Origin of the sequence: Paraburkholderia dilworthii, assembly GCF_000472525.1 — a bacterium.
GTDB classification, from domain to species: domain Bacteria; phylum Pseudomonadota; class Gammaproteobacteria; order Burkholderiales; family Burkholderiaceae; genus Paraburkholderia; species Paraburkholderia dilworthii.
Genome location: NZ_AWZT01000013.1, coordinates 15,346 through 31,436, shown reverse-complemented (window position 1 = coordinate 31,436; position 16,091 = coordinate 15,346). Strand labels below are relative to the sequence as shown.

The window sequence follows — 16,091 nt, the reverse complement described above, 5'->3', positions numbered from 1 at the left end:
GAGGCTTGTAAAGAACTGTCGGTAAGCCTGCCGAAAGCTGAAAAGCTGGGCGGCTATAATCGCGGGACTGTTTTTTGGTGCCTATATGCAATCCACGTCTCCCCCGTCTGTCCCGCCCGCGCCGCCGAAGCGCAAACGCCCGTTGTGGCTCAAGCTCCTGCTGGGCTTTTTCGGCTTGATCGTCGCGGGCATTGTGTGCGTGCTGCTGGTGCTAGGTTATGCGCTCGTCGTCGCCACGCCCAACCTGCCCCCGCTCGACGCACTGACCGACTACCGGCCCAAGGTGCCGCTGCGCATCTATACCGCCGACCATGTGCTGATCGGCGAATTCGGCGAGGAGCGACGCGACATCGTCCGCATTCAGGATGTACCCGACAGCCTGAAGAAAGCCGTGCTCGCAATCGAAGACGCGCGCTTCTACGACCACGGCGGCGTCGATCTGACCGGCATCGCGCGCGCCGGCATTGTTGCGCTGACCAATGGCCATGCGACGCAAGGCGCGAGCACGATCACCATGCAGGTAGCGCGCAACTTCTTCCTTTCGAGCGAGAAGACCTACACGCGCAAGATTTACGAAATGCTGCTCGCGTACAAGATCGAGTCGAAGCTCAGCAAAGATCAGATTCTCGAGGTGTACATGAATCAGATCTATCTCGGTCAGCGCGCCTATGGTTTCGCGAGCGCGGCGCGTGTGTACTTCGGCAAGGATCTGAAGGATCTGACGCTGGCAGAGTCCGCAATGCTGGCGGGCTTGCCGAAGGCGCCGTCCGCGTATAACCCGGTGGTGAATCCAAAGCGCGCGAAGGTACGCCAGGAGTACATCCTTCAGCGCATGTACGAACTGCATTACATCAACCAGCAGCAGTACGACGAAGCGAGCCGCCAGGCGCTCGTCGTAAAGGGCGCCGGCAAGGAATTCAGCGTGCACGCCGAGTACGTCGCGGAAATGGTGCGGCAGATGATGTACGCGCAATACCGCGAGGAGGCGTACACGCGCGGCCTCAACGTGGTCACGACGATCGACTCCGCCGATCAGGACGTCGCCTATCGCGCGTTGCGCAAAGGCTTGATGGACTACGAACGGCGCCACGGCTATCGCGGCCCGGAAGCGTTTATCAACCTGCCGTCCGACGCCGACGACCGCGAGCAGGCTATCGACGACGCGCTGCTCGAACATCCGGACAACGGTGAAATCATTGCCGCGGTCGTGACCGCTGCGAGTCCGAAGCAGGTGCAGGCGGCGTTTATCGACGGCAACGTCGCAACTGTTCAAGGCGACGGCCTGCGCTTCGCACAATCCGCATTGAGCGCGCGCGCGCAGCCGAACCAGCGCGTGCGGCCCGGCGCGATTATCCGCCTCATCAAGAATGACGACGGTGAGTGGGCGATCACGCAGTTGCCGCAAGTCGAAGGCGCGTTCGTTTCCGTCGTGCCGCAGGACGGCGCGATTCGCGCGCTCGTCGGCGGCTTCGACTTCAACAAAAACAAGTTCAATCACGTGACGCAGGCATGGCGTCAGCCGGGCTCGAGTTTCAAGCCGTTCATTTACTCGGCGTCGCTTGAAAAGGGGCTTGGACCGGCAACCGTGATCAACGACGCGCCACTCTTTTTCAGCGCCGCGGAAACCGGCGGCCAGGCGTGGGAGCCGAAGAATTACGGCGGTGGTTTCGACGGACCGATGACTATGCGCACCGCGTTGCAGAAGTCGAAAAACCTGGTGTCGATTCGTATCCTGAACCACATCGGCACGAAGTACGCGCAGCAGTACATCACACGCTTTGGTTTTGACGCGGACCGTCATCCGGCTTATCTGCCGATGGCGCTCGGCGCGGGCCTCGTCACGCCATTGCAGATGGCGGGCGCGTTCTCGGTGTTCGCGAATGGCGGCTATCGCGTCAACCCGTATCTGATCGCGGAAGTCACCGATCCGCGCGGCGTCGTGGTCGCGCATGCGCAGCCGCTCATCGCCGAGCAGAGCGCGCCGCACGCAATTGAGCCGCGCAACGCCTATGTGATGAACAGCTTGCTGCAAAGCGTCGCACAGCGCGGCACGGGCGCCAAGTCGAACGTGCTCAAGCGCACTGACCTCGGCGGCAAGACGGGCACGACGAACGATTCGCGCGATGCCTGGTTTGCGGGCTATCAGCACACGCTCACCGCGATTGCGTGGATCGGCTACGACAACCCGCGCAGTCTGGGCGACAAGGAAACCGGCGGCGGCCTCGCGTTGCCGGTGTGGATCGAGTACATGGGGCGCGCGCTCAAAGGCGTGCCAGACTACAAGATGCCGATGCCCGACGGCGTAGTCGAGCTCGGCTCGGAACTGTATTTCGACGAGTTCACGCCGGGCCACGGTTTCGTCGCGACGGTCGGCATCAGTCAGGCGACACTTGATGAAGCGAGCGCCGCGTCGGCTGCGCCGGGACAAGTCGGCGAGCAGGAAAAGCAGGACATCATGAATCTGTTCCGCGGGCACTGACGCAACCGCCCGCGCGCACCAGTAAAAAAGCCGCCGCGCAATTTCTTGCGCGGCGGCTTTTTTCTATCGTGTCGAAGCGAGGTCCGCTGTGCCGTTCGTTCGAGCACTGCTATCAGGCTTCGATCAGGCTTCGAAGTGAACCGGCTCGCCGGCCTGTTGGGTCGCGTACTCCGACAGCGCCGCGAAAAACTCGTTGCCGCTGCGCGTATCGCGCCACTCGCCATCGACGAAACGGTAGTGAAAACCGCCCGCTTTCGCGGCGATCCAGATCTCGCTCATCGGCGGCTGAAGGTTGACGATGATCTTCGAGCGATTCGCGAATTCGAGTGTCAGCACATTGCCGCTGCGCTCCAGTTCGATGTCGGCCTCGGTGTCGTCCAGCGCGCGTTCGATGGCGGCTAGCGCGGCCTCCGCGCGGGTCAGGTAATCACTATCGGACATGCTAAACTCCATCGATTAATTATTCAGGGACAGTCATGCGAGTCGTATCTCGGATGCGCGCGGCGGCGCCCGGCCGCGCGATTGTAGCGGGTTTAGCCATTCTCGCAGGTTGCGCGCTCGGTGGTTCGCTCGCCGGCTGCGGACAACGCGGTTCGCTCTATTTGCCTACGGTGCCGCCGTTGCCGGCCAAGCCCATCGACCGCACGCAGCCGTCGCCTGATGAAGTAAAACCCGGCGCGGAAACCGCGTCCGACTCAGACTCCATTCCTGACACGTCCGGCACGCCGCTCTCGCTCGCACCGGCGAACGAACTGTCGGCGTCTCCTGCATCCGCCGCTTCTGGTGCGTCGGCTTCACAGCCTGCTTCCGCCGCCACTCCCGCTCAATAAGACCTTCGCATGACTCGACCCGCATTTGACTACGTCGACGGCGTGCTTCACGCCGAAGATGTGTCCGCCGTTTCGCTCGCCGAACAGTTCGGCACGCCGCTATACGTGTACTCGCGCGCCGCGCTCACCGACGCGTGGAACGCCTACGCCGGCGCGTGCGCCGGCCGTCGCGCGAGCGTGCACGTGGCCGTCAAGGCCAACAGCAATCTCGCGGTATTGAACGTGTTCGCGCGTCTCGGCGCGGGCTTCGACATCGTGTCGGGCGGCGAGCTCGCGCGCGTGCTGGCGGCCGGCGGCAAAGCGGAAAACACCTTGTTTTCCGGCGTCGGCAAACACGCGAACGAGATGCGGGAGGCGCTCGCTGCCGGCGTCAAATGCTTTAACGTCGAATCGATTCCGGAACTCGATCGCCTGAACGCGGTGGCCGCGGAAATGGGCAAGAAGGCGCCGGTTTCGTTGCGCGTCAATCCCGACGTCGACGCGAAAACGCATCCGTACATTTCCACGGGCCTGAAGTCGAACAAGTTCGGCGTTGCGTTCGAAGATGCCCGCGCCACGTATCAGGCGGCGGCTGCCATGCCGCACCTTGAGGTGGTCGGCATCGACTGCCATATCGGCTCGCAGATCACCGAAGTCGCGCCTTATCTGGACGCGGTGGACAAACTTCTGGAACTGGTCGAACAGATCGAGCAGGACGGCACCACGATCCGTCACATCGACGTAGGCGGCGGCCTCGGCATTACTTACGACGACGAAACGCCGCCGGACATCGGCGAGTTCGTGCGCACCGTGCTCGATCGTATCGAGGCGCGCGGTCACGGCCATCGTGAAGTGTATTTCGAGCCGGGCCGCTCGCTGGTCGGCAATGCCGGCGTGCTGCTCACGCGCGTCGAATTTCTGAAACCGGGCGCTGAGAAGAACTTTGCAATCGTCGACGCGGCCATGAGCGATCTCGCCCGCCCCGCGATGTACGAGGCGTACCACGCTATCGACGCCGTCGTTAAGCGGGAAATCCCAGCGCATGTGTACGACGTCGTCGGACCAGTATGCGAAAGCGGCGACTGGCTCGGGCGCGAGCGGCTGCTCTCGGTGGGGCCGGGCGACCTGCTCGCGATTCGTTCGGCGGGCGCCTACGGTTTCGTGATGAGCTCGAACTACAACACCCGCCCGCGTGCAGCGGAGGTGATGGTTGATGGTACACAAGCGCATGTTGTTCGTGCGCGAGAAGAAGTCCAGCAATTGTTCGCGGGCGAAACGGTTTTGCCGGCGTAACCAAAGCCGAAAATCGGCTGGGCATAAAAAAGGCGATGTCATCATTGTGGCATCGCCTTTTTCGTTAGCGTTAACACCTGCGTGTGTGCGCAGTCAGCGCGGCTTCAGCCGCCGCTCTCTCAACCATACAATCAGACGCCAACCCAGCAACGCCAGCATGATCGCGCCGTAGATCTTCGGCAGGATCAAGTCGTGCTTGCCCGCCTTCATCCACCAGAAATGCAGAATCGCCAGCGCGCCGATGACATAGATTGCGCGGTGCAACGTCTGCCAGCGGCGGCCGAGCCTGCGCACCATCGCGCGCGGCGACGTTGCGGCCAATGAGATCAGCAGGACGAACGCCGCAAAACCGACGGTAATGAACGGCCGCTTGCCTATATCTTTGATGATCTCCGCCACATCGAACCACTTGTCGAACCACAGATACGTCGTGAAATGCAGCGTCGCGTAGAAGAACGCGTACAGCCCGAGCATGCGGCGAAAACGCACGAATGCCGCGACGCCTGTCAGCCGGCGCAATGGCGTCACAGCCAGCGTGATGCAGAGAAACACGAGCGTCCAAAGGCCCGTTGAGCGCGTGATGAACTCGATCGGGTTCGCGCCAAGACGGTCCGTCACGCCGAACAGCACGATGCGCGCGAGCGGATACCACGCCGCTATAAAAACCGCGATCTTCGCGGGCGCGACCCAGCGCGAACCGGCGCTCGTCCGCCTTGCCGGCCCGGGTGCCGGCGGCGCCGTGCGTGCTTTGTCTCGCGGCGCATTGCGCTCCGTGCGAGCGACGGTTTGAGTATCGAAAGCCATCGTCAGGTCGCTCAAAAATTCTTCTTCAGGTCCATGCCCTGATACAGCGATGCGACCTGATCGCCGTAGCCGTTAAACATCAACGTCTTGCGCTTGGGCGTGAAAAAGCCGTCTTCGCCGATGCGCCGCTCGGTCGCCTGGCTCCAGCGCGGATGGTCGACATTCGGATTCACGTTCGAATAGAAACCATATTCGCTCGACGCATAGGTATTCCAGCTCGTCGCCGGCTGTTTCTCGACAAAGCGGATTTTCACGAGCGACTTCGCGCTCTTGAAGCCGTATTTCCACGGCACGACCACGCGAACCGGCGCGCCGTTCTGATTCGGCAGCACCTGGCCGTACACGCCCAAGGTCAGCAAAGTGAGCGGATTCATCGCCTCATCCATGCGCAGACCTTCGGAGTACGGCCAGTCGAGTATCGGCGTCGACAGTCCGGGCATCTGCGACGGGTCGGCCAGGGTGATGAACTGCACGTATCTGGCGTTCCCTGTCGGCTGCACACGTTTGATCAACTCGGAGAGCGGCACGCCGATCCACGGAATCACCATCGACCACCCTTCGACGCAACGCAACCGGTACACGCGCTCCTCGAGCGGCGCGAGCTTGAGCAATTCGTCGATGTCGTAAACCTTCGGGTTTTTGATCTCACCCTCGACGCTCACCTTCCACGGACGCGCACGCAGTGTTCCCGCGTTTTGCGCCGGATCGGATTTATCAGTGCCGAACTCGTAGTAGTTGTTGTAGGTGGTGATGTCTTTGAACGGGGTGATCTTGTCGAGCGCGACGAACTTTGCATTCGTCTTCGCCGCCAGTTTCTGCGCCTTCGGATCGGACGACGTGTAGGCCGCCAGCGCTTCGCCGTTCACGCCAATCAGACTGCCGAGCGCCAATGCGCCGGCCGCCTGCAACACGCGCCGCCGGTTCTCGAAAATGTGCTGCGGCGTGATTTCGCTGCGGGCGATATCGTCGCCGGTGACTTGCATCCTGTCGCTTCGCTTGATCCACATCGTGCTGCTCCTTGCCGGCCGCCGCTTCAGACATCTAACGGGGCCGTGTGATGATCGCTCGTTGAGCCATCCATGCGTACTCTTATGACGAACACATTCGATGCGCAAATATTCCGCCAGCCATAAAAAAACCGCCGGTGCGAAGCACGCGGCGGTTCTTTGTCGGCTGAGTACGGCGGATATTACAGCTTGCCGTAACTATGCAGCCCCGACAGGAACATGTTCACGCCGAGGAACGCAAAGGTCGTCACCAGCAGGCCGGTCAGCGCCCACCATGCTGCAACCGCGCCGCGCAGGCCTTTCATTAGACGCATGTGCAGCCAGGCCGCGTAGTTCAGCCAGACGATCAACGCCCACGTTTCCTTCGGGTCCCAGCTCCAGTAGCCGCCCCAAGCTTCCGCTGCCCACAGCGCGCCGAGAATTGTCGCAATCGTGAAGAACGCGAAGCCGACGGCGATCGACTTGTACATCACGTCGTCGAGCACATCGAGCGCCGGCAGGCGGTCGGCCAGCACACCCCGCTCCTTCGTCAAATACGCGACGGCGACCATTGCCGACAACGCAAAGCTGCCATAGCCAATGAAGTTCGCCGGCACGTGAATCTTCATCCACCAGCTTTGCAGCGCCGGAACCAGCGGCTGGATCTGCTGCGCGTCGCGGGCGACCGAATACCACATCAGGAAGCCGACAGCGGCGCTGATTACCAGCAGCACGAACGCACCGAGCGCGCGCGTGTTGTAGTGCTGTTCGTAGTACAAATAGAAGAGCGCGGTGATCAGGCTGAACAGCACGAACACTTCGTACAGGTTCGAAATGGGAATGTGGCCGACGTCCGCGCCGATCAGATACGACTCATACCAGCGCACCATCAGGCCGACGAAGCCCATCAGCACGGCGGCCCAGGTCATTTTCGAGCCGATCGCGGCGCCCGTGGGCGAGCGCGACAGCAGGCCGATCCAGTAGAAAACGGTGGCGAACACGAAAAGCGCGCTCATCCACAGAATCGCGGACTGGCTTGACAGGAAATATTTCAGGAAAAACGCACTGTCGGCGCGGCTCAAATCGCCGTGATAGATCTGAATAGCTAGCAGCGACAGCGCCGCAATGCCCACCATTAGCGGACGAACGGGTTTCCAGCGCCAGCCCAGTACGACGAACACCGGCACCGCGCACACCAGCACCAGTTTGTCGTAGTAATTCATGAACGGGTGATAGCGCGACAGCGCGAACCCGGCGCCCGCGACCATCGCAAGCGCGAACAGCCAGTCCACGATACCCAGCCGTTTCAGGAACGGCCGCTCGTCGAATTGGGCAACATTGAACGCTTCGTCTGCCGACGCCTTGGAGGGCCGGGAGGATGAAGGAGAAGATGAAGAAACCTGCGTCAAGTCCATGATATTACCGGGTCGAATCTTGTGAGCTTGCGGACGGCGCGCCGGCGTTGCCGGGCGATGCATCAATGAGCTTGGCGCCCAGCGCGGCGCCGACCGCCTCGCGCGTCTGAACGAACTCTTTTTCGAAGTCGAGCGTCTTGCGGGCGCTCGACATGGCCATCACGACATGTGTGCCCTGCTCAGTATCTTTGAGCCAGAACCAGAGGCGCCGTTCGCGGACGTAGAACATCGAAAAGATGCCCAACACGAGGAGCAGGCTGCCAAGATACACGACTTTTTTGCCCGGTGCGCGCGTCAGCTGAAATACCGAGGCTTGCACCTGCTTGAAGGAGTCAAGCTGCAAGTAGACCGGCGATCCATACAGAAAGCTGTCGGATATCGCATTGATCGAGCTTTGGACGAAGCGGCTTGCATCCGCGTTGGCCTGCGCTTCGGGTTCGCCGAGTTGCTGTCGCGACAGTTGCCAGAGATCCCACATCGAGCCTTCGAGCATGCGCAGCAACAGACCTGCGGCCTTTTCCTGCTCGCCTTTCGGCACCGAATGGTCGATAAAGCCGGCGATCGCCTGGAAGCCGCCCACTGGCTGGCCGTTCGGCATCTTGACCGAACTGTCCGCGCCGGCAAAAAGGGTCAACACGCGCAGCGCGCTTTCTTCGAGGTGCTGCTGCAGTTCGGTGTTCGCTTGCGGCACCGAGCGCTGCGCGAAGCGGTGAGCGGCTTGCGCCCGCATTGCCGGGTTCTCCAGCGTGGCGCGCAGATTCATCCACTCATTGACGGTTCCGCCGCTGTCGGCCGGAATGCGCAAATAGCGGAACGGATCGTCGGGATTCAGACGCATGCCCGCGAGGAAGAAGCGTTCTCCTGCAACCGCCACCGGCAACATGTAGTTGTTGTACTCGCGCGCCTGACCGTCCTTGTCGCGCACTTTGTACTGTACCGACGGCCCGACGTTATGCAGATCCAGCGGCTTTGAGGTCTTCGCGCCGGAGCCGAGCCGCTCGTCGAACGCTTCCTTCAGCGAGCGATGCGCGGCGACGCCGCGGGCATCGGTCTGGCCGCTGCCGTTCGAGATGTTTTCGACGTTGATCGCACGGAAATCGGTGAACTCGACCGTCTGCCCGTCGGCGAGCGATGTGGCCGAACTCAGCGGCGCATTGCCGCCAATAGTCCCGCCGAACGGCGCGGTTTTCGCGCTCGGGCCGGTCATCGGGTAGGCCGTCATCTGCATTTGCGAGCCGCCGTCCTGGAAGCTCGATTGATAGATCGACACACCGTCGTACTCGAACGGCTTATTCACTTCGATGCGAGCCGGCACGCGCGCGCCGGTCTTGTGATCCACCACGACGATGTCGCTTGCGAACAGCTTCGGCATGCCCGTCGAGTAGTAATCGACGATGAACTTCTGCAGCTCGATCGAAAACGGCAGGTCCTGGATCAGCGAGCCGTCCGGCTGATTCAGGATCGCGGTGGATACGTGCTGGCCTTCCGGCACCCACGCGTAGCCGCGAAATGTCGGGTTCGATTGCGACAGCCGATGTTCCGGCGGAATGTCATTGATCACCGTGTTCGCGCGGATCGGCGACTTGTCGAACAGCCACATTTGCAGCTTGATCGGCAGATTGCTGTCCAGCAGGCCGCCGAGGCAAATCACGACGATCGCGATGTGCGCGGAAATGTAGCCGAGCTTCGTCAACGCGCCGCGCTTCGCCGCGATCAGCGTGGCGCCGTCGGACTCGCGCATAACGAACTTATAGCCGAGCTTGCCCGATAGTTTCGCGAGCACCGCGGCCGTCCGCGCGCGTGTGCCGTGCACCGCGAATTCGCCTTTGTGATGAAACGCGCGGAGGCTGGCTTCGCGGACCTTGTCTTTCCAGCTTTTCGCGTCGGCGATCATTTTCGGCGCGTTGCGGATCACGCACAGCGACACCGACACCATTAGAAAACCCAGAATCAGCATGAACCACCACGAGCTGTAGACCGTGTACAAGCTCAGCGCGCGGAAGATGTCAGCCCAGAACGGGCCGAACTGATTGACGTAGTTGGGATAGGGATCGTCCTGCGTGAGGACAGTGCCGATAACGCTGGCGATAGACAGAATCACGAGCAGCGCAATGGCAAAACGCATCGAACTCAATACTTCGACGACGCTGCGCACGATGCGATTGCTCGACTTCGACTGCAAACCCGACGTGGTGACGCTCATTCATACTCCGACTGAACAGCAAAAAAGGGTGAAGGGCGTTCGTAGACACGACGCCCCCACCCTTTTCTTGTTTTTTACCGGCCTCGGCGGGCCGGTTGCAGTTGCGCGCGGACCTCTTAGTGCAAGCCCGCGACGTAATCGGCTACAGCTTTGATCTCACTGTCCGACAGACGCGATGCGACAGCGTGCATCGCCTCGTTGTTATTGCGCGCGCCCGGACCCTGGGTGAACGCGTTCAGTTGTGCAACGGTGTATTCCGCCCATTGCCCCGATAAGCGCGGGTATTGCGACGGAATACCTTGACCCGTGGGTCCATGACAGCTCGCGCAGGCCGGCACGCCTTTGTCAGCGATGCCGCCTCGATAAATCTTCTGCCCGAGCGGCACCGTGTCCTTATTGTGCGCATAGCCCGGCTTCTGAGCCTGCGTCGCGAAATAGGCGGCGACGTTGACCATATCCTGATCGGACAGCGCCGCTGCCATACCCGTCATGATCGCATTGTTGCGCGCGGGCTGCTTGGCGCCGGGCTGCGGCTTGAAATCCTTGAGTTGCTTGACGAGGTAGTCGGGATGCTGACCCGCGAGCTTGGGGTATGCGCCGCCCGCACTGTTGCCGTCTGCGCCGTGACACGACGCGCAAACCTGCACTGCGATTGCCTGCCCCCGGTTGATGTCCGGCTTCGCCGGATCTGCTGCTCGTGCCTGAATTGCCAAACCTGAAAGACCTGCTGCTACATGAAAAACCATCAGAGCCTTGCACAGTCGATTCATTCGCACACCCTGTCTCGTCTTGTGGGATTTTAGAGGTTTTGCACAATACGACGGCGACCCAAGTGACCGCCAGGAGCCGCCGAGGCACGCGGGCTGGCCCCCTCAGGTTTTCAGTAAACCATCGTATTGTACAATAACTCGCTAATCGCTAAGACGCCAGTCGGGCTTGACCCGTCCCCACTCCGGGTTCCCCGGCGTCTCGAAATCCGGTCTGATCATGTCCTTCCTGCTCCACCAATCCCGCTTTTTCACGACCGTCAATCACCTGCGCGATCTGCCGGCCACCGCTCAACCTGAGATTGCTTTTGCGGGGCGCTCGAATGCGGGCAAGTCGACGGCGATCAATATCCTGTGCAATCAGAAGCGGCTGGCTTTCGCGAGTAAAACGCCCGGACGCACTCAGCACATCAACTACTTTTCCGTCGGCAAGGCCGACGAACCGACGGCCCATCTGGTCGATCTGCCGGGCTACGGTTATGCGGAAGTGCCTGGCGCAGCCAAGGCCCACTGGGAGGCACTGCTTTCCACCTACCTGCAATCGCGTTCGCAATTGCGCGGCATGATCCTCATGATGGATTCGCGCCGCCCGTTGACCGATCTCGACCGGCGAATGATCGAGTGGTTCGCGCCGACCGGCAAGCCGATTCACGCGCTGCTGACCAAATGCGACAAATTGACGCGCCAGGAATGCGTGAGCGCGTTGCGCGCGACGCAGAAGGGTTTTGCCGAGTATCGGGCCGCGGGTTATCAGGGCGAACTGACCGCGCAGCTCTTTTCGGCGCTCAAGCGAGTGGGTATCGACGAAGCACACGAGCTGGTTGAAAGCTGGCTCATCCCCGAAATGAAGGGCGAAACGGACGCTGCGCAGTAAAAGCGCGGCACGGTTTTGCCGAGCCTGAGCGCGCTATTTCAGCCGCCCATAAAAAAACCCGCCGCTTTAACGGCGGGTCAAACAGCCTAATCGAAAAACGACAGGCACCCGCTCAGGGAGGAGAAGCGGGGAGGTCAGCGCCAAGCGCCTTGCTCGATCGGTATGATATACCATTGTCTTGAAAAGTTTCCGTGAGTGGGCGCCGGCTCTCCGAGCACCGCTCGCGTCACTGCCCTACGTCAAGACATCCACGATCTTCAATCCCACATGAGCTTCTACCCGCACTACCGTCCGCGCCGCATGCGCCGCGACGACTTCTCGCGCCGCCTGATGCGCGAAAATATTCTCACCACCAACGATCTGATTTACCCCGTCTTCGTGGTCGAAGGCACTAACGTGCGGCAAGCCGTTCAGTCGATGCCTGGCGTCGAGCGCGTCTCGGTGGATCTGCTGATAAAAGTCGCCGAGCAATGCGTCGAACTGGGGGTGCCCGTGCTGTCGCTGTTTCCGGCGATTGAGCCGTCGCTGAAGACGCCCGACGGCCGCGAAGCGACCAACGCGGCCGGCCTGATTCCGCGCGCGGTTCGCGAGCTGAAGAAGCATTTCCCAGATCTGGGCGTGCTCACGGACGTCGCACTGGACCCATACACCAGCCACGGCCAGGACGGCGTGCTCGACGAAAACGGCTACGTGATCAACGACGAGACCGTCGACATCCTGATCGAGCAGGCGCGCGCGCAAGCGGAAGCCGGCGTCGATATCGTGGCGCCCTCGGACATGATGGACGGCCGGATTGGCGCAATCCGCGAAGTGCTCGAAAGCGAAGATCATGTCCACACGCGCATCATGGCTTATGCGGCCAAGTTCGCGTCGGCGTTTTATGGGCCGTTCCGCGACGCAGTCGGCTCGGCGACGAACCTCGGCAAAAGCAACAAGATGACGTACCAGATGGATCCGGCCAATTCGAACGAGGCGCTGCGCGAGGTACAGGCGGACATCGACGAAGGCGCCGATATGGTGATGGTCAAGCCAGGCATGCCGTATCTGGATATCGTGCGCCGCGTGAAGGACGAGTTCCAGTTTCCCACGTACGTCTATCAGGTCAGCGGTGAGTACGCGATGCTGAAGGCCGCGGCCCAGAACGGCTGGCTCGATCACGACAAGGCGATGATGGAATCTCTGCTCGCCTTCAAGCGCGCAGGTGCGGACGGCGTTCTGACCTATTTCGCGCTGGATGCTGCGCGGATTCTGCGCTCACAGAAGTAGTTCCGCGCTCAATACGCGACGCGTTCTCTCGGACGCAGCGCGTCGACTCATCCGCGAGATCAGGGGGCGCTGAAAATAAAAACGGAGGCGGACTTTCAGTCACGCCTCCGTTTTTTACGGGTTCGCACGCGAGCCCAGTTCATTCATACGGTCATGACATCACGCCTGCGGCCGGCTCGCCCGTTCTAGCGTGCGCAGGAATTTGTCGGCCGACTCATAACCGACGACGCGCAGCACCTCATTGCCGCCGCGGTCGAAAAAGATAATCCCTGGCGGGCCGAAAAGACCAAAGCGCTTGAGCAGCGCCTGATCGTCGGGATTGTTGGCGGTGACGTCGGCGCGCAGCAGGTTCATCTGCTTTAGCTTCGCTCGGACGCGCGGGTCGCTGAACGTGAATTTCTCCATCTCTTTGCAACTGACACACCAGTCGGCGTAAAAGTCGAGCATGGCGGGCTGTGCGGCGGCTTTAACGGCCTGATCCAGTTCGACCGATGAACGCACCGGCTGAAACGCCAGATCGCCCTGCGACGCAGTTTGAGGCACGCCAGACGCACGCTCGGCCGCTGGCGCTGCGCCGCGCGACGCAAGCACCGCCAGCGGGCGCAGAGGATCCGACGAGCCCGCCGCAACTCCGACGAGCAACACTGCCGCCCAAACGGCCAGAGCGGCGCCGATACCGCGGCCAAGCCGGCGCCATATCGACGCTTGCGCCAAAGGCGCTGAAAAGAGGCCCAGCGATGCGGCAGCGATCAATAGCCAGAGCGCACTCAGGAGCATGCCGGCCGTTGCTCCCAGCGCCGGCCAGACAATCCACAGCGCCGCCGCGAGGAGCACAACGCCGAACAATACCTTGACGCCGTCCATCCATGCGCCGGCGCGCGGCAGCAGGGTTCCCGCCCCAAAACCGATGATCAACAGCGGCACGCCAAGCCCAAGGCCCATCGAGAACAGTGCGGCGCCGCCGAGCACGGCATTCCCCGTATGCGCGATGAAGGCCAGCACCGCGAAAAGCGGCGCAGTCATGCAGGCGCCCACCACCAGCGCAGACAGCGCGCCCATCGCGGCAACGGCTGCGAACTTACCGCCCGAGCGTTGGGCCGACGCATGCGAAACGCCTTGCTGCCAGCGTTGCGGCAACGTGATGTCGAAACCTGCAATCAACGTGAGCGCGAAAATCGTCAGCAGTACGCCGAACGCGCCTAACACCCACGGATTCTGCAACCACGCGCCGAGACTTTGTCCAACGAGCGCGGCTGCAATGCCGAGTGCGGTGTAGACGAGCGCCATCCCGATTACATAGGCCAGCGATAGCGCAAAGCCCCTCGCGCGCGTCACTCGTGCGCCTTCGCCGATAATGATCGCCGAAAGAATCGGAATCATTGGGTACGAGCAAGGCAGCAAGCTCAGCACCATGCCCGCGACAAAGTACAGTCCGATAATCGCAAGGAAACCGCCGCCTTGCAGCAGCGATTGCGCATAGTCCGCGCTGGTCGCCCGCTCGTACCAGGGCGTATCGCTCGCCGTGGATTGCTGCGCGGCTGCGCTGGCCGCCGGTTGCAGTGCGGCGCCGCTTACGTGATAGACGCGCTCCATCGGCGGATAACAGATGCCAGCGTCCGCACAGCCTTGCGCTGTAACGGCCAGATCGAACCCTGCTGCCGCTTGCTTTACCGGAATGCGGATCGTCAACTCGTTGCGGTAAGTCTCGACGTCCTTGTTGAAAGTCTGGTCAAACTTGATATGGCCGGCAGGCAACTGCGGCTCGCCGATAGTCGCGTTTCCGTTGCGGGTGGCGAACGCGAAACGCTCGCGGTACATGTAATAGCCATCAGCGATTTTGTACGTGACGTCGACTTCGCCTGGCTTTTCGCTCGCACTGAATTTGAACGCTACGGCCGGATCGAGGAAGTCGTCCACCGCACGAGCGGGCGTGCCGAATTGTGCGAGAACCACGCAGGCAAGCACGAAAAATGCGACGCGAAACGCGTGAAGCGCGCGCCGATGTGGACCGTTAAACATGTAGAGGGCGTTGGGTTTCAGCAATGATCCACTGACCATAGGCGGCAGAGGTAACTGCTTGCCACGATAGAATTTCCGGCGTGTCGTACGGGTGGTGCGTCTGAATGTACTGCTCAAGCTCGAGTGCGCGTGCGGCGCTTGTCTTGAACAGCAACTGGATTTCTTCTGCCGTTTCGACGCGACCCTGCCAGTGGTAGCTGGACTGCACGGCACCCAGTTGCGTGACGCACGCACACAGCCGCGCGGCCAGCGCCTCCGCGGCGAGCTTCTGAGCTACGGCTGCGTCGGGCACCGTCGTCAGGACCAAAGTAATGCTCACGCTCACAGAAAGCTCCAGCAAAGCACGATTCGGGTGCCGATATCGTATCACCTAGCCTTAAGGCACCGCAGGCAGCTCGGGCGTAAGCGTGCGGCATCTGGTCGCGCGGTTTGCCGACGCGCACCCGCTGTCGGAGCCGGAAAACTTTACTCGTGGCGAGCCCAAGGCGTTTTTGTGCGCTGCGCAGGGCCGCCAAAACTGTTGAGAAGCACCATCGCACGCATTGCCTTTCTGCGCCAAGCGCCGTCGGGCTTAACGGCAGCATTCGCCTCGCCTGAAAAACAAAACCCCACGCTCCGAAAAACGTGGGGTTCATCAGCAGTCTTAAGCCAGACTTGGCGTCTGGCTTTTCCGCGCCTGGAAGCTTACTCGGCTTCTTGCACTTCAACTTCTTCAACTTCCGGACGGTCGAGCAGTTCGACCAGAGCCATCGGTGCATTGTCGCCGACGCGGAAGCCGAACTTCAGCACTCGAAGGTAGCCGCCCGGACGGGTAGCGTAACGCGGGCCGAGGACTTCAAACAGCTTCGTGACCGAGTCGCGATCGCGCAGACGGTTGAATGCCAGACGACGATTTGCCAGCGACGGCTTTTTGCCGAGCGTAATCAGCGGCTCGACAACTTTACGAAGTTCTTTCGCCTTCGGCAGCGTGGTCTTGATGACTTCGTGCTCGATCAGCGAGTTGGACATGTTACGGAGCATTGCCAGACGGTGGCTGCTCGTGCGGTTCAGTTTCCGCAGACCATGACGGTGACGCATGTTAATTCCTTCGATTCAGAGTTTTGGTCCAGCTCTTCTATCGCGCTCGATCTACTGCGAAGTAGCGAGTGCACGGGCCGGTAGTAAAAAAAGACAAGA

14 protein-coding genes are annotated in these 16,091 nt (G+C 61.3%); 5 read left to right on the top strand and 9 right to left on the bottom strand.

Annotated features, from left to right (window positions below; all coding sequences use genetic code 11):
- The first annotated feature begins 85 nt into the window (after positions 1–85).
- Positions 86–2,479, top strand: a complete 2,394-nt coding sequence (locus F759_RS0113950) for a penicillin-binding protein 1A (protein ID WP_027800385.1) — start codon at positions 86–88, stop codon at positions 2,477–2,479.
- 123 nt (positions 2,480–2,602) lie between these two features.
- Here F759_RS0113950 and cyaY read toward each other — a convergent pair whose 3' ends face one another.
- Positions 2,603–2,920, bottom strand: a complete 318-nt coding sequence (gene cyaY, locus F759_RS0113945) for an iron donor protein CyaY (protein ID WP_027800384.1) — start codon at positions 2,918–2,920, stop codon at positions 2,603–2,605.
- Between the two features lie 35 nt (positions 2,921–2,955).
- Here cyaY and F759_RS0113940 point away from each other — a divergent pair, with 35 nt between their 5' ends.
- Entirely contained in the window at positions 2,956–3,309 is a 354-nt protein-coding gene (locus F759_RS0113940; protein ID WP_027800383.1) for a lipoprotein, read from the top strand.
- A gap of 9 nt (positions 3,310–3,318) precedes the next feature.
- Complete coding sequence (gene lysA / locus F759_RS0113935) at positions 3,319–4,581, top strand: diaminopimelate decarboxylase (RefSeq protein ID WP_027800382.1); 1,263 nt, start codon at positions 3,319–3,321, stop codon at positions 4,579–4,581.
- 93 nt (positions 4,582–4,674) lie between these two features.
- Here the strand turns inward: lysA and msrQ are convergent, their stop codons facing one another.
- From msrQ to F759_RS0113910, 5 genes are all read right to left on the bottom strand, one after another.
- Positions 4,675–5,385, bottom strand: coding sequence for a protein-methionine-sulfoxide reductase heme-binding subunit MsrQ (msrQ, locus tag F759_RS0113930; protein WP_209440486.1), 711 nt, complete (start codon positions 5,383–5,385; stop codon positions 4,675–4,677).
- Positions 5,386–5,396: 11 nt separating this feature from the next.
- Positions 5,397–6,392 carry a protein-methionine-sulfoxide reductase catalytic subunit MsrP gene (msrP, locus tag F759_RS0113925; protein WP_027800380.1) on the bottom strand — a complete coding sequence of 332 codons (996 nt, stop codon included), beginning with the start codon at positions 6,390–6,392 and terminating at the stop codon, positions 5,397–5,399.
- A gap of 182 nt (positions 6,393–6,574) precedes the next feature.
- Positions 6,575–7,786, bottom strand: coding sequence for a c-type cytochrome biogenesis protein CcsB (gene ccsB / locus F759_RS0113920; RefSeq protein ID WP_027800379.1), 1,212 nt, complete (start codon positions 7,784–7,786; stop codon positions 6,575–6,577).
- A 4-nt stretch (positions 7,787–7,790) separates the two neighbouring features.
- Positions 7,791–9,989: a cytochrome c biogenesis protein ResB gene (locus F759_RS0113915; protein WP_027800378.1), complete on the bottom strand. Its 2,199-nt coding sequence runs from the start codon at positions 9,987–9,989 to the stop codon at positions 7,791–7,793.
- 116 nt (positions 9,990–10,105) lie between these two features.
- Positions 10,106–10,759, bottom strand: coding sequence for a c-type cytochrome (locus F759_RS0113910; protein WP_027800377.1), 654 nt, complete (start codon positions 10,757–10,759; stop codon positions 10,106–10,108).
- Between the two features lie 217 nt (positions 10,760–10,976).
- Between F759_RS0113910 and yihA the strand changes: the two genes are divergently transcribed.
- Complete coding sequence (yihA, locus tag F759_RS0113905; RefSeq protein WP_027800376.1) at positions 10,977–11,630, top strand: ribosome biogenesis GTP-binding protein YihA/YsxC; 654 nt, start codon at positions 10,977–10,979, stop codon at positions 11,628–11,630.
- Between the two features lie 267 nt (positions 11,631–11,897).
- Positions 11,898–12,896, top strand: coding sequence for a porphobilinogen synthase (gene hemB, locus F759_RS0113900; protein WP_027800375.1), 999 nt, complete (start codon positions 11,898–11,900; stop codon positions 12,894–12,896).
- A gap of 159 nt (positions 12,897–13,055) precedes the next feature.
- Here hemB and dsbD read toward each other — a convergent pair whose 3' ends face one another.
- The 3 genes from dsbD to rplQ form a co-directional block, all read right to left on the bottom strand.
- Complete coding sequence (gene dsbD / locus F759_RS0113895) at positions 13,056–14,915, bottom strand: protein-disulfide reductase DsbD (RefSeq protein ID WP_027800374.1); 1,860 nt, start codon at positions 14,913–14,915, stop codon at positions 13,056–13,058.
- The gene (cutA, locus tag F759_RS0113890; protein WP_036024371.1) at positions 14,908–15,240 is read right to left on the bottom strand and encodes a divalent-cation tolerance protein CutA; all 333 of its coding nucleotides are present in this window, start codon (positions 15,238–15,240) and stop codon (positions 14,908–14,910) included. The genes dsbD and cutA overlap by 8 nt, the downstream gene beginning before the upstream one ends.
- Positions 15,241–15,599: 359 nt before the next feature.
- Complete coding sequence (rplQ, locus tag F759_RS0113885) at positions 15,600–15,992, bottom strand: 50S ribosomal protein L17 (protein WP_006052227.1); 393 nt, start codon at positions 15,990–15,992, stop codon at positions 15,600–15,602.
- Positions 15,993–16,091 lie beyond the last annotated feature (99 nt).